We start from the raw sequence: 14861 nt of genomic DNA on the forward strand, positions 1-14861 counted from the left end.
ACGAGCGTCCAATTGGACGCTCGTTTTCATACTCTCGAATTAGTCTTCGTCTTGCTCGTCGTCAAGCTCTTCGTCTTCGTCTAATTCTTCTTCCAGTTCATCCTCTTCCTCTAAAGGCTCTTGTTGAACAGAGTCACCTTCAGCGACAACTGGGACGATTGGCATACCGTTTTCATCCAGCTCGACGTCATCTTCGTCGCCTTGGATCTCATCAATACGTTGCAGACCAACCACTTTCTCATCACTTGCAGTACGGATAATGGTCACACCTTGGGTGTTACGGCCGATGATAGACACACCGTTCGCCGGCGTACGGACTAAGGTACCTTTGTCGCTGATCAGCATGATTTCATCATTACCGCCAACTTGTACCGCGCCAACAACCGCACCGTTACGCTCACTCACCTTGATCGATACCACACCTTTGGTCGCGCGGCTCTTAGATGGGTATTCAGACAGTTCGGTACGTTTACCATAGCCGTTTTCAGTCACGGTTAAGATAGCGCCATCGCCCTTAGGTACGATGAGAGACACCACTTTTTGGCCTTCTTCAAGCTTGATACCGCGAACACCGGTCGCACCGCGGCCCATTGGACGCACGCCCTTGAAGTTGATTTGTGGATTGCCTTCTTCATCCAGCACCGGGTTGCCGTTTTCATCGAGGACTGCAACTTCTTCGCCTTCTTTAAAGCGAACCACTTTACCTTCGTTCGAGAACAACATGATCTCATCATCACCATTGGTGATATCGACACCGATCAGTTGGTCACCGTCTTTGAGGTTAACAGCGATAATACCGTTAGCACGTGGGTTGCTGTAAGCTGTCAGCGCAGTCTTCTTCACGGTACCGTTAGAGGTCGCCATGATAATGTACTTATCTTCGGCGTATTCACGCACTGGCAGAATCGCAGTAATGCGTTCGCCATCGGCCAGCGGCAGCAAGTTAACAATCGGACGACCACGGGAAGTGCGGCTCGCCAGCGGTAACTGATATACCTTGAGCCAGTACATTTTTCCAAAATCTGAGAAGCACAGAATCGTATCGTGGGTGTTGGCAACCAACAGTTTTTCAACGAAATCTTCGTCTTTCACCTTAGTGGCGGCTTTACCCTTACCACCACGGCGCTGGGCTTGGTAATCGCTAAGCGGTTGGTACTTGGCGTAACCTAAGTGTGACAGAGTCACAACTACGTCTTCTTCGTTGATTAAGTCTTCAAGACTCATATCAATTTCATTGGCGTTGATGACAGTGCGGCGAGCATCACCGTATTCAGCAAGAATTTCTTCCAGCTCTTCTTTGATCACTTCCATCAAACGCTCAGGGCTACGCAGAATAAACAACAGACCCGCGATGAACTCAAGCAGCTCTTCGTATTCGGCGATGATCTTATCGTGCTCAAGACCGGTTAAACGGTGTAAGCGTAGCTCTAGAATCGCCTGAGCCTGTTGCTCAGTCAGATAATATAAGCCGTCACGGATACCGAATTCTGGCTCTAACCATTCAGGACGCGCCGCATCATCCCCCGCTTTTTCAAGCATGCCCTGTACATGGCCGAGCGCCCAGCCCTGCTCAACCAGTTTGACTTTAGCGTCAGCTGGGGTTGGCGAGGCTTTGATCAGCGCAATAATCGGGTCGATGTTGGCCAGCGCGACCGCTAATGCCTCAAGAATATGGGCACGTTCGCGCGCTTTACGCAGTTCGAATACGGTACGGCGAGTCACCACTTCACGGCGGTGCAGGATAAAGCATTCGAGCATTTCTTTTAAGTTGAACAACTTAGGCTGACCATTGGTCAAAGCCACCATGTTGATACCAAAAGAACATTGCATTTGGGTTTGTGCGTACAAGTTGTTCAGGACAACTTCACCCACTTCACCACGCTTAATTTCGATAACGATGCGCATACCGTCTTTGTCAGACTCATCGCGCAGGCCGCTAATGCCTTCAATCTTCTTATCTTTAACTAGCTCAGCGATTTTCTCGATGAGTTTCGCCTTGTTCACCTGATAAGGAATTTCGGTGACGATAATACGTTCACGGCCGTTATCTTCGGTTTCGACTTCAGCCAGCGCGCGCATAACGGCGCGGCCGCGGCCCGTCTTGTACGCATCGATAATGCCCTTACGGCCATTGATGATCGCCGCCGTTGGGAAATCAGGGCCAGGAATATATTCCATGAGCTGTTCAATCGACAGCGCAGGATCGGCGATAAGCGCTAAACAGCCTTTAACCACTTCCGTTAAGTTGTGTGGTGGGATGTTCGTCGCCATACCCACCGCAATACCCGATGAACCGTTAATCAACAGGTTAGGTACGCGTGTCGGTAATACCGCAGGAATTTGTTCTGTGCCGTCGTAGTTTGGCACATAGTCAACGGTTTCTTTTTCAAGATCGGCAAGGAGCTGGTGCGCTAACTTATCCATCCGGATTTCGGTATAACGCATTGCCGCGGCAGAGTCACCGTCAACCGAACCGAAGTTTCCTTGACCGTCGACTAAGGTGTAACGCAGTGAGAAAGGCTGAGCCATACGCACGATAGTGTCGTATACCGCCGAGTCACCATGGGGGTGATATTTACCGATCACGTCACCGACCACACGGGCAGACTTTTTGTACGGCTTGTTCCAATCGTTCTTCAATTCACTCATGGCAAACAGCACGCGGCGATGTACAGGCTTAAGGCCATCACGCACGTCTGGTAATGCACGTCCTACGATGACGCTCATGGCGTAATCAAGGTACGAATTCTTTAGTTCGTCTTCGATATTAATTGGCGAAATAGATGATGCCAGATCAGTCATAAACTGCTCGTTCCCCTGAAAATTAGCCGACAACGCATAATCCGTATCATTGAGCGGCCCAAAAACGTGATTTGGCATTCTAACACAGTTATTTAATGTCGCCAGACCTATCCTGCGCGAATTGAGAAGGATGTGGCTTAATAGATGAAAACACTGTCAATTTGCACTTTTAAACCCGATAAAATCCGTTGTTAATGGCGAAATTGAGTCCAAGACTTGATTAATATCCGAGCAGAAAAACCGCTCAGCTTCACAAAGTGTTTAAGAATTAATGATAATTGCTGAAATTTCACTCAACCACAAAGACTTAGAATCAGCCAATACTGTGTTTATCCACCATTGTCGTTATAATAGCCGCACTATTCAGCCGCTTTAGGTAATCGCATGCAACAGAATACCAACGTAGACCCACAGGAAATCGCAAAGTTTGAACGTATGGCCGAAACCTGGTGGGATCTCAATGGCGAGTTTAAACCGCTGCATCTATTAAATCCCCTTCGCTTAAACTATATCGATCAGACTGCTGGTGGGATTTTTGGTAAAAAAGTGCTCGACGTCGGCTGTGGCGGTGGCATTTTATCCGAAAGTATGGCGCGCATCGGTGCAGTGGTTGATGGTCTTGATATGGGTGAAGAACCGTTAGAAGTTGCACGCTTGCATGCGCTAGAAACTGGTATAAGCATCAATTACGTGAAAAACACCGCCGAGGCTCATAGGGAAGATCACCGCGAATACTATGATGTGGTGACCTGCATGGAGATGCTCGAACACGTACCCAATCCCCAATCAGTGATCCAAGCCTGCTGCGATATGGTAAAACCCGGTGGTTTTGTGTTTTTTTCCACGATTAATCGCAATGTTAAATCCTTTGTCGAAACCATTATCGGTGCTGAATATCTACTGAAGATGTTACCGATTGGCACTCATGATCATAATAAGTTTATTAAACCTTCTGAATTGATTGAGTTAGTCGATAACACCGACCTCATCTGCAAAGACGCCCTTGGGATCACTTATAACCCGTTAACAGGGATTTTTAAGTACACATCTAAGGTCGATGTAAACTATATGATTGCAACGCAAAAGGCAGATTGAGATGAGTTTAGCTGAGGTTAAAGGGGTCTTATTCGACCTTGATGGTACTCTTGCCGATACCGCGCCGGATCTGGTTCAGGCCCTTAACCTCAGTTTGTCTGATGTCGGTATTGCAGCAAAACCCTTTGCAGACATGCGTAGCGCCGCCTCCCATGGCAGCTTTGCCTTAGTCGATGCGGCCATTCCAGGCGCAGATGAGGTGCTACGCACCCAAGTCCAGCAAGGACTCCTTGCCCACTATCAAAGGATCAATGGCGACCATTGCCAATTGTTTGAAGGTATTTCCCCACTGCTTGACTGGCTCGAGTTATGCCGCGTGCCATTTGGAGTCATCACCAATAAACCTGCCCGCTTTACTCGTCCCCTGTTACATAAACTTAAGCTCAGCTCGCGTATGCCAGTGATGATCAGCGGCGATTCGACCCGTTACCCTAAGCCCCATACCGCACCTATGTTATTAGGCGCGCAGCAGTTGCAGTGCAAGCCACAGCAAATCCTTTATTTAGGCGATGCCGAGCGGGATTTACTCGCAGCCCAAGCGGCGGGCATGCTCGGCGGTGTAGCGCTGTGGGGATATTTGGGCGAGGACGATACACCCGATGCATGGCCTGCCTATGCACAGTTTACGACGCCTTCGAATTTACATTCGGCACTAAGCCAAGCGTTAACAAAATAAGCACGAATCAGGATTCATGCTGATAGCTATTAATAGAATTAACGCTATGGGTCAATCCCCGCGATCGTGATCGCTGCTTATTTTAGCGATCGATCACACTGCGGGATCGGAATAAAAATTCGCCATATCAGACGCATGCTAATCTCAATTTGAGCTACAGGGTTAGTCATTACTAACGCATTTTTTTATCCTCAAGATATCCACAAGATACCCCCTAAATTGAGACTTGCAAATAATAGCAAACCTCACTATCTTGTATCTCAGATTATTTAAAACACCATATCTTGTGTATAGGTAGCAATCAGACACACTAGAAGTTCCCCGCTAAATCGACTATTTTCACCATAGTCAACAGTATTAAGGGTTTTCAGGTTGATTGTTTTACAAGGAAACGTACGGTGACTTAGTTCACCTGAACAGATATCAGAACCAAGGCCTCTCTTCAATGAATAGCAATATGACAGTTACAAAACGCTGTGGTGCACGTGAGACAATTGATCTCGACAAAATACACCGCGTAATTACTTGGGCAGCCAAGGGATTAAAAAACGTTTCTGTTTCTGAAGTTGAACTTCGCACGCATTTACAGTTTTTCGATGGGATCCCAACCGAAGCTATCCACGAAACGATCATCAAATCTGCGGCGGATTTAATTTCCCCTGAGTCACCCGATTATCAGTTTCTGGCTGCGCGTTTAGCCGTATTCCATTTGCGTAAGAAGGCTTTTGGTCAGTTCGAGCCACCCAAGTTATATGACCATGTCACTAAGCTGGTAGAGTTGGGTAAGTATGATATGCATATTCTGCAGGATTACACCCGCGAAGAACTCGATATTATGGATACTTATATCGACCATTGGCGCGATATGAACTTCTCTTACGCAGCCGTTAAACAGCTTGAAGGTAAATATCTGGTTCAAAACCGCGTCACCCACGAGATTTATGAGAGCGCCCAGTTCCTCTATATTCTGGTGGCGGCCTGTTTGTTTGCCCGCTATCCAAAAGCTACGCGTCTGCAATACGTCAAAGATTTTTACGACGCGGTATCGACTTTTAAGATTTCACTGCCAACGCCTATCATGGCGGGAGTGCGTACGCCGACTCGTCAGTTTAGCTCATGCGTACTGATTGAATGTGGCGATAGCTTGGATTCAATCAACGCGACAGCATCATCTATCGTAAAATACGTGAGCCAACGCGCTGGTATCGGTATCAACGCCGGTCGTATCCGTGCATTAGGAAGCCCAATCCGTGGTGGCGAAGCCTTCCACACGGGTTGCTTACCTTTCTACAAGTATTTCCAAACTGCGGTGAAATCGTGCTCGCAAGGCGGCGTGCGCGGCGGTGCAGCTACCCTCTTCTATCCTATTTGGCACTTAGAAGTTGAATCGCTGCTAGTACTGAAAAATAACCGTGGCGTTGAAGATAACCGTATCCGTCATTTAGACTACGGCGTGCAACTGAATAAACTGATGTATCAGCGTCTGATCAAAGGTGAAAACATCAGCTTGTTCAGCCCATCGGACGTACCCGGTCTTTACGATGCCTTCTTTGAAGACCAAGCTGAATTTGAGCGTTTATATCTGCAATATGAGCAAGACAGCAGCATTCGCAAAAAGACATTAAAAGCGGTGGATCTGTTCTCACTGATGATGCAAGAACGTGCTTCAACGGGCCGTATCTACATTCAAAACGTGGATCACTGTAACACCCACAGTCCATTTGACTCAAAAGTTGCACCGATCAGACAGTCTAACCTCTGCCTTGAAATCGCTCTGCCGACTAAGCCATTGAATAACATTGACGATCCAAACGGCGAAATCGCCCTTTGTACACTGTCGGCATTAAACCTGGGGACAATTACCGATTTAGCAGAACTGGAGCCATTAGCTGATTTAGCCGTACGAGCCTTAGATAACCTGCTGGATTACCAAGATTATCCAATCAAAGCGGCGCAGATTTCGTCGATGAACCGTCGTACCTTAGGGATTGGTGTTATCAACTTCGCTAACTATTTAGCGAAGAATGGTATGAAGTACTCCGATGGTAGCGCGAACAATCTGACTCACAAGACCTTTGAAGCGATTCAGTTTTATCTGCTCAAAGCGTCAATGAATCTGGCGAAAGAAAAAGGTGCGTGCCCATTATTTAATGAGACGACTTACGCTCAAGGTATTTTACCTATCGATACCTACAAACGTGACCTAGATAAGATTTGCAGTGAGCCATTGCATTTAGACTGGGAAGCGCTGCGTAACGACATTAAAGAGTATGGTTTACGTAACTCGACATTGTCTGCACTGATGCCGTCTGAGACTTCATCACAGATCTCAAACGCCACCAACGGTATCGAACCGCCACGCGGCTTGATCAGTGTGAAAGCCAGTAAAGATGGCCAGTTAAAGCAAGTGGTACCCGATTTTGATGAGCTGAAATACAACTACGAGCTGTTATGGCAAATGCCAAGCAACGAAGGTTACTTACAGCTTGTGGGTATCATGCAAAAGTTCGTTGACCAAGCGATTTCGGCCAACACAAACTATGATCCAGCGCGTTTTGAGGGCCGTAAAGTCCCAATGCAGACCCTGCTAAAAGACTTACTCAATGCCTACAAGTTAGGTGTAAAAACGCTGTACTACCATAACACTCGCGATGGAGCATCGGATCAACACGATGACATTACCAACATAGAGAAAGAAGATGACGGCTGTGCTGGCGGCGCTTGCAAAATCTAATCTTCAATGTTAACGGTTGCGGGATCCCAATGGGATCCCGACTTATTGGAATACTCGTACCATGACCTACTCTACTTTTTGCCAAACACCCAACGATGCCACCCGTGAACCCATGTTTTTCGGACAATCGGTAAACGTCGCACGTTATGACCAACAAAAATATGAAGTGTTTGAAAAATTAATTGAAAAGCAGCTGTCTTTCTTCTGGCGCCCAGAGGAAGTCGATGTGAGCCGCGATAAAATCGACTACAACTCACTACCCGATCATGAAAAGCATATTTTTATTTCGAACCTGAAATACCAAACGCTGCTCGATTCAATTCAAGGTCGCTCGCCTAACGTAGCTTTTTTGCCATTGGTGTCACTGCCTGAGTTAGAAACCTGGATTGAAACCTGGTCATTCTCCGAGACCATTCATTCGCGCTCATACACTCACATTATTCGCAATATCGTCAACGATCCTTCAGTGATTTTTGACGATATCGTGGTGAACCATGAGATCCTGCGCCGTGCCACAGACATTGCAGAGTTCTACGATCACCTCATCAAATTAACCCAGACATATCATCTACTCGGTGAAGGCACCCATGTGATTGATGGTGAGCCTTTAGAGGTAAATACCCGCACCCTGAAAAAAGCACTGTACCTGTGCATGATGTCAGTTAACGCGCTCGAAGCCATTCGCTTCTACGTGAGCTTTGCCTGCTCATTTGCCTTCGCTGAGCGTAAGCTTATGGAAGGTAACGCGAAAATTATTCGTCTTATCGCTCGTGACGAGGCGCTGCACTTAAACAGCACTCAGCATATCTTAACCATTATGCAGGGCGGCAAAGACGATCCTGAGATGGCCGAGATTGCCGCAGAATGCCAACAGGAAGCCTATAACCTGTTCCTAAAAGCCGCCGAACAAGAAAAAGAATGGGCGAAATACCTGTTCAAAGACGGCTCAATGATCGGTCTAAACGAGCAGATCCTCTGCCAATATGTTGAGTACATTACCAACCAACGGATGAAGTCAGTTAACCTGCCGCTACCTTATGCAGAACAAACTAACCCACTGCCATGGATGAAAAACTGGCTAGAGAGTGACGCAGTGCAAGTGGCCCCACAAGAAGTGGAAGTGTCATCCTATCTGGTCGGCCAAATTGATGCAGCCGTCGACAGTGATGAATTTCTTGATTTCGATCTCTAATCACTTTTGATTGTGAAATGACTAGATTACGAAATGACTAAGTCGAACCAGCTAAAGAGCCATCCATTGAATAATCCCTTTGCCAAGGCGCCCATTGTGCGCCTGCAAGGGCAACCTGTGCTGCTATTTACCCCGCAGCACGGCTCTTTACTGCAAGCTCTTGAGGCCAAAAAAGTCAGAATTTTCTCTGAATGTCGTAGTGGCTTTTGTGGTGCTTGTAAAACAAAAGTGCTTAGTGGTCGTGTCAGTTATATAACCGAGCCTTTGGCCGAACTCAAAGCCGACGAATGCCTGCCCTGCTGCTGTATACCCAGCGAAGATTTAGAACTCGACTTATCGCCCGAAGGCGCTGCCGTGGTGACCTATTCTTGCAACACCCGCGCTCAGTCTACATCTACACGTAAAACCGCCAACCTAAAAGCCGTGCCACAGCAAGAAGTGGTCGAAGACTAGCAGAGTCGTCTACTATTGGTTGTTATTGACAAACATCCTCCTGCATAACACCTACTGATTAGCAAAAACAACATCTTTACAGCTTCCCAAACGCTTTATCGCTCACCCTTGTTAGCTTGCCAAAAGATCATTATGTTATTGCTTTCCAATTATTTTTACTTTGTATTAGGTGGACCAGTTTATGCCAAGGAGAGCTATGGATAAGTTAATCGCAATCAGCTTGCTGCTTGTGTCAATGAGTGCATTTTCGAGTGAAGATAACCTCGTTGCCGAAATGAAAGACATGGATAGTAAGGTATTTGATTCATTTAATCGTTGTGCCGATGAGCAACAACTCAAGCTGCACGAAAGTTACTTTGCAGATAAGGTCGAGTTTTACCATGACAACGGTGGTGTCACTTGGGATCGCCAGTCGATGATCAGCAACACTAAAAACTATGCCTGTGGTAAATACACCCGCTCACTGGTTGAAGAGAGCTTTCAAGCCTATCCCATCAAGGACTTTGGCGCGATAACAGAGGGTGTACATAAATTTTGCAGCCAAGAAACTGGCAGTTGTGACGGCAAAGCCAAATTTTTAATGGTCTGGCAACACACCAATGGCCAGTGGCAAGTCACTAGAGTCGTCAGTTATGGGCATTTACCCAACTAAGCAAATGGCCCAGTCATATAGATAAGCGCTTATCTTCATATCAATCAACAAAAAAGCCTGAGTCTGACTCAGGCATTTTTTAGGATAAACCGCTTAAAAACTACAGCCGCATAGCAAGCTCAGCGCCTTGACGAATGGCGCGTTTTGCATCGAGCTCGGCGGCCACATCGACACCGCCAATCAAGTGCACAGGAATGCCCGTTGCTTTCATCTCATCGACTAAGGTGCGGTTAGATTCTTGTCCGGCACAGAGGATCACATTATCCACAGCTAGCACTTCAGTTTGCTCACCAACCCGAATATGTAGGCCAGCGTCATCAAACTTTTCATAGTTGACGCCGGTTTTCATTTTCACATTGTGCTGTTTTAACACTAAACGGTGGATCCAACCGGTGGTTTTACCTAAGCCTTGGCCCATCTTCGAGGTCTTACGTTGCAGCAAATAAACTTGTCTGTGATCGCTATTATCTACTTCAGGCTCAGCTAACCCACCCGCATGCTGATATTGCTTGTCTATGCCCCACTGCTTTAACCATTTTTCAGGATTGAGGGTGCTCGACTCAGATTCGCAGAGGTAATGCGCCATATCAAAGCCAATACCGCCAGCACCAATCAGCGCGACTTTGTCACCAATCGCAGTTTGCCCCGTCAGTACCTGCTGATAATCCACCACTTTGGGGCTATCAAATCCTGGCAAGCTCAACTCGCGGGGTACCACGCCCGAGGCAATGACGATTTCATCAAACGTTTCGGTTTCCAGTACCTTAGCATCCAAGCGGGTATTTAAGCGCAGATCAATTTTATACAGTTTGATTTGATTGAGGAAATAACGGATTGTCTCGTTAAACTCTTCTTTTCCTGGGATTTTACGTGCCAGATTAAACTGACCACCCACCTCTGATTTCGCCTCAAAAAGCACGACTTCATGACCACGCATCGCTGCATACACCGAAAATGCCATGCCTGCGGGACCCGCGCCCATCACTGCAATTCGCTTCTTTTTATTGGTAGGTAAAAAGTTTATTTCGGTCTCATAACAGGCACGAGGATTGACCAAGCAAGTGGCACGTTTCAGAGAGAAGGTATGATCTAAACAGGCCTGATTACAACCAATACAGGTATTAATCAGCTCTGGCGTATTGGCCGCCGCTTTATTCACAAACTCAGGATCAGCTAGGAACGGCCTCGCCATAGATACCATGTCCGCTTGACCAGAGGCGATGATTTGCTCGCCAATCTCAGGCGTATTAATACGGTTTGTGGCAATCAAGGGCACTGAAACCGACTTCTTAAGTTTTTCAGTTACCCAAGCAAAGGCGCCGCGGGGCACACTGGTCGCAATGGTTGGCACGCGGGCCTCATGCCAGCCAATCCCAGTATTGATAATAGACACCCCAGCATGCTCAAGCCATTTGGCCAGTTGCACAACTTCGTCCCAGGTGGAGCCGTTATCGACTAAGTCGAGCATAGATAAACGGAAAATAATGATGAAATCTTTGCCTACTTTGGCGCGAATGGCATTCACAATCTCTAGCGGAAATTGCGCGCGTTTTTCAAAACTGCCGCCCCATTCATCGGTGCGCGTATTGGTCCGGGAACTGATAAATTGGTTGATCAAATACCCCTCAGAGCCCATCACTTCAACGCCATCGTACCCTGCTCTTTTTGCTAAGGCGGCAGAACTGGCGTAATCCTTAATGGTGGCACGTACTTGACGGCTCGACATGGCCGAAGGCGTAAAGGGAGTAATCGGCGATTTGATTTTACTCGGTGCCTGCGAAAAAGGATGATAACCATAGCGGCCAGCATGCAGGATTTGCATACAGATTTTACCTCCGGCTTCATGCACCGCTTGAGTCACAATGCGGTGCTTGCCCACTTGCCAGGGGAAACTCAGCTGACAAGCATGGGGAGTCAATCGACCACGTAGGTTTGGTGAAATTCCGCCAGTGACGATCAATCCTACGCCGCCTAACGCGCGCTCTTTATAAAACGCTGCCAGTTTCTCAAATCCGCCCTTTTCTTCTTCTAACCCCGTGTGCATGGAGCCCATCAACACACGGTTTTTGAGCTGGGTAAATCCCAGATCTAAGGGTTCTAATAAATGGGGAAACGACATTCAAACATCCTTTTTAAACAAGTGATTTAAATGAGCATACCTTGAGTCAAATGTAAGCTCAACTGTTGCTAACGGGTTAAAAGTTAAAAACCTTTACAATTGTGTTTAGCCAGTAAAGAGATTTTCAGTTAGCATTGGCACATTCGATATGCAAAGGAGTGGCTAATGTCCGCTAACCCATCGTTTTTCAAGAGAATATGCTTATTCATTTGGAACGCCCTTAACGGGATCCGTAAATTCATACTTAACCTGATCTTTTTTGGCCTCCTCGCCATGATTCTGATTGTCATTGGCAGTAGTGAAGATATTCAGGTCGAAGATAATTCGGCACTGGTACTTAATCTTGCGGGATCGATTGTTGATCAAAAACAACAGGTCGACCCGCTTGAAGCCGCACTCAAGCAAGGTAATAACGGCAGCAGCGATGGCGAAATACTACTGGCGGATATTATCTATGTGATTGATAACGCGGCGCACGATAACAGGATAAGCACTATAGTCTTAGACTTGGCAGAGCTAAAACGTGCGGGGATCAGCAAATTACAATCCATTGGCGACGCCTTAAATCGTTTTAAAGAAAGCGGCAAAAAGGTTGTAGCGATTGGTAACTATTACGAACAAAACCAATATTTTCTTGCCAGTTTTGCCGATACCATCTATCTCAACCCTCAAGGTAGCGTCTCACTTGAGGGATTAAGTATGTATAACCAATACTTCAAATCCGCCCTCGAAAAACTCAAGATAAAAGCACATATTTTCCGTGTTGGGACGTTTAAATCCGCAGTAGAACCTTATATGCGTGACGATATGTCAGATGCGGCCAGAGAGGCCAGCAGCGTCCTACTCGCTGATGTTTGGCAAAGTTACACTCAAACGGTGGCAACAAATCGCCAAATTGATACCAAAGCTTTGGTTTTGGACTCGGCAAATTACCTCGCGCAACTCGATAAGGCTGAGGGCGATTCTGCGACTATGGCCCTCAATATGAAATGGGTCGACACCCTAGCGACCGATGAAGATTTCCGCAAAGTTATGCTTGAGACCGTGGGTAAAGAAAAGTCGGGTGACAGCTTTAAGCAGGTCAGCTTTTACGACTATTTAACCCTAGTGACACCTCTGCCAAGCTTTGTTGAGCAAGACAGTGTTGGTATTATCGTTGCCAGCGGCACTATTTTAAATGGCAGCCAACCCGCCGGCCAGATTGGTGGCGATAGCACGGCTGAACTCATTCGTAAGACGCGATTTGATAAACATATTAAAGCGCTGGTGTTACGAGTTGACAGCCCTGGCGGTAGCGCCTTTGCCTCGGAGCAAATCCGCCAAGAATTACTCGCTCTCAAAGCGGCGGGTAAACCTGTAGTCGTGAGTATGGGTAGCCTTGCGGCATCGGGCGGTTATTGGATTTCGGCCAGCGCCGATTATATCTTCGCGACACCAACAACACTGACGGGCTCTATCGGCATCTTCGGGATGATCACCACCTTCGAAGATTCACTCGCCAGTTTAGGCATCCATACCGACGGCGTATCAACCTCTGAATGGGCGGGTTTATCAGTCACGCGCACCCTCTCGCCACAAATTGAATCGGTAATCCAGCGCCATATTGAGCGTGGCTACTTAGACTTTATTTCACTGGTGGCTAAGGAACGAAAAATGACCTTAGAACAAGTGGATAACATCGCCCAAGGCCGTGTGTGGAGTGGTAAAAAAGCTCTAGAATTAGGCTTAGTTGACGAACTAGGTGATATAGACCAAGCTGTCGCGAAAGCAGCAAAACTGGCGGATTTAAGCCTGTTCGATACCCGTGTGATTGAGCAAGAACTCACGCCTGAGCAGCGTTTTGTGCAGCAAATGTTTGCTTCAGTGTCAGCTTATTTACCCGCTTCACTCAGCCATTCAACGCTGCTTGAGCAAATGCTGAGCCAATGGACCGGTAGCTTAAAGACTATCGCGGCCTTTAATGACCCTAACCATGTGTATGTGTATTGTGACAGCTGTGCGATAAACTAGCGCAGACTCAAGATGAAAGACACAAAAGCCCGAACCCTCGGGCTTTTTTATTGGGTTTATGTCAGCAAAATCGTATAATTAGCCCACGTGAAGCTAAGATAACGACAAGAATGACTAAACGCTCCATTTATGTCGCCTACACGGGCGGCACCATAGGCATGCAAAAAACCGATAATGGCTTTGCACCAGTAGCAGGATTTTTGACCCAATGCGTCCAATCCATGCCCGAGTTTTACCATGCTGAAATGCCTGAGTTTGTGATCCACGAGTACTGCCCGCTCATCGACTCATCAAACATGGCACCGACCGACTGGCAAATGATTGCCGATGATATCAAGGCCAATTACGACAAGTACGATGGCTTTGTGATCCTCCACGGCACTGATACCATGGCCTATACTGCATCAGCCTTATCCTTTATGCTTCAAGGCCTATCAAAGCCAGTTATCGTCACTGGCTCACAAATTCCATTGGCACAGCTGAGATCCGACGGTCAAACCAACCTGCTCAACTCTTTGTATATCGCCGCTAATTATCCTGTGGCTGAAGTGTGTTTATTCTTTAATAACAAACTATTCCGTGGTAATCGTTCTACCAAAGCCCACGCCGATGGCTTCGATGCCTTTGCCTCACCAAACTTCCCCTTACTGCTTGAAGCGGGGATCAAAATTAATCTGCGCGCAGGTAAAATTGCCACGCCAAGCGATAAACCGTTAGAAGTCGCTAATATCAGCCCTCAGCCTGTCGGTGTGGTCACCCTCTACCCAGGTATCTCCACGCAAATTTTTGAGAATATTCTGCAGCAACCCGTTAAGGCGCTCATTTTACTGACCTTTGGTGTAGGGAATGCACCGCAAGATACGGCATTACTCGATACCCTAAAGCAAGCGGATGAACGGGGAATTGTGTTAGTGAACCTGACTCAGTGTTTCCAAGGCAAGGTGAATATGGGCGGTTATGCAACGGGAAATGCCCTCGCTAAAGCAGGCGTGATCAGTGGCGCAGATATGACCATTGAGGCTGCATTGGCTAAGTTACATTATCTGCTGTCGAAAAACCTAAAACCGAGCGAAATTAAGGCTGCTATGTTGCAAAACTTAGTTGGTGAGCTCAGCCCCGATTAAGGAT

General features: G+C 47.1%; 10 protein-coding genes. 8 read left to right on the forward strand and 2 right to left on the reverse strand.

The genetic code is table 11. The annotated features are described in order from the left end of the window. Positions 1–39: 39 nt before the first annotated feature. Entirely contained in the window at positions 40–2802 is a 2763-nt protein-coding gene (gene gyrA, locus HG547_RS17305; protein WP_037419047.1) for a DNA gyrase subunit A, read from the reverse strand. A 384-nt stretch (positions 2803–3186) separates the two neighbouring features. Between gyrA and ubiG the strand changes: the two genes are divergently transcribed. The 6 genes from ubiG (at position 3187) to HG547_RS17335 (ending at position 9604) form a co-directional block, all read left to right on the forward strand. Further along, positions 3187–3897: a bifunctional 2-polyprenyl-6-hydroxyphenol methylase/3-demethylubiquinol 3-O-methyltransferase UbiG gene (gene ubiG, locus HG547_RS17310; protein ID WP_169548528.1), complete on the forward strand. Its 711-nt coding sequence runs from the start codon at positions 3187–3189 to the stop codon at positions 3895–3897. Position 3898: 1 nt separating this feature from the next. Continuing rightward, positions 3899–4573, forward strand: a complete 675-nt coding sequence (locus HG547_RS17315; RefSeq protein ID WP_055648352.1) for an HAD-IA family hydrolase — start codon at positions 3899–3901, stop codon at positions 4571–4573. 445 nt (positions 4574–5018) lie between these two features. Then, the gene (gene nrdA / locus HG547_RS17320) at positions 5019–7307 is read left to right on the forward strand and encodes a class 1a ribonucleoside-diphosphate reductase subunit alpha (RefSeq protein WP_037418879.1); all 2289 of its coding nucleotides are present in this window, start codon (positions 5019–5021) and stop codon (positions 7305–7307) included. Between the two features lie 61 nt (positions 7308–7368). Next, the gene (nrdB, locus tag HG547_RS17325; RefSeq protein WP_037418877.1) at positions 7369–8499 is read left to right on the forward strand and encodes a class Ia ribonucleoside-diphosphate reductase subunit beta; all 1131 of its coding nucleotides are present in this window, start codon (positions 7369–7371) and stop codon (positions 8497–8499) included. Positions 8500–8532: 33 nt separating this feature from the next. Beyond that, positions 8533–8952, forward strand: a complete 420-nt coding sequence (yfaE, locus tag HG547_RS17330) for a class I ribonucleotide reductase maintenance protein YfaE (RefSeq protein ID WP_169548529.1) — start codon at positions 8533–8535, stop codon at positions 8950–8952. Positions 8953–9148: 196 nt separating this feature from the next. Then, positions 9149–9604: a nuclear transport factor 2 family protein gene (locus HG547_RS17335; protein WP_248278761.1), complete on the forward strand. Its 456-nt coding sequence runs from the start codon at positions 9149–9151 to the stop codon at positions 9602–9604. Positions 9605–9704: 100 nt separating this feature from the next. Here the strand turns inward: HG547_RS17335 and HG547_RS17340 are convergent, their stop codons facing one another. Beyond that, on the reverse strand, positions 9705–11723 hold the full coding sequence (locus HG547_RS17340; RefSeq protein WP_169548531.1) for an NADPH-dependent 2,4-dienoyl-CoA reductase: 2019 nt from the start codon (positions 11721–11723) through the stop codon (positions 9705–9707). 165 nt (positions 11724–11888) lie between these two features. Here HG547_RS17340 and sppA point away from each other — a divergent pair, with 165 nt between their 5' ends. Continuing rightward, complete coding sequence (gene sppA, locus HG547_RS17345) at positions 11889–13733, forward strand: signal peptide peptidase SppA (protein WP_169548532.1); 1845 nt, start codon at positions 11889–11891, stop codon at positions 13731–13733. A 110-nt stretch (positions 13734–13843) separates the two neighbouring features. Beyond that, on the forward strand, positions 13844–14857 hold the full coding sequence (ansA, locus tag HG547_RS17350) for an asparaginase (protein WP_037418865.1): 1014 nt from the start codon (positions 13844–13846) through the stop codon (positions 14855–14857). The last annotated feature ends 4 nt before the right edge of the window (positions 14858–14861 follow it).

This window comes from Shewanella sp. DNRA4, from assembly GCF_012843185.1.
Lineage (GTDB): Bacteria > Pseudomonadota > Gammaproteobacteria > Enterobacterales > Shewanellaceae > Shewanella > Shewanella xiamenensis.

Coding starts and splice junctions, on each gene's coding strand:
- nrdA (WP_037418879.1), top strand. CDS start 5,019: ATGAATAGCAATATGACAGTTACAAAACGCTGTGGTGCACGTGAGACA.
- HG547_RS17335 (WP_248278761.1), top strand. CDS start 9,149: ATGGATAAGTTAATCGCAATCAGCTTGCTGCTTGTGTCAATGAGTGCA.
- ansA (WP_037418865.1), top strand. CDS start 13,844: ATGACTAAACGCTCCATTTATGTCGCCTACACGGGCGGCACCATAGGC.
- HG547_RS17315 (WP_055648352.1), top strand. CDS start 3,899: ATGAGTTTAGCTGAGGTTAAAGGGGTCTTATTCGACCTTGATGGTACT.
- HG547_RS17340 (WP_169548531.1), bottom strand. CDS start 11,723: ATGTCGTTTCCCCATTTATTAGAACCCTTAGATCTGGGATTTACCCAG.
- nrdB (WP_037418877.1), top strand. CDS start 7,369: ATGACCTACTCTACTTTTTGCCAAACACCCAACGATGCCACCCGTGAA.
- yfaE (WP_169548529.1), top strand. CDS start 8,533: ATGACTAAGTCGAACCAGCTAAAGAGCCATCCATTGAATAATCCCTTT.
- sppA (WP_169548532.1), top strand. CDS start 11,889: ATGTCCGCTAACCCATCGTTTTTCAAGAGAATATGCTTATTCATTTGG.
- ubiG (WP_169548528.1), top strand. CDS start 3,187: ATGCAACAGAATACCAACGTAGACCCACAGGAAATCGCAAAGTTTGAA.
- gyrA (WP_037419047.1), bottom strand. CDS start 2,802: ATGACTGATCTGGCATCATCTATTTCGCCAATTAATATCGAAGACGAA.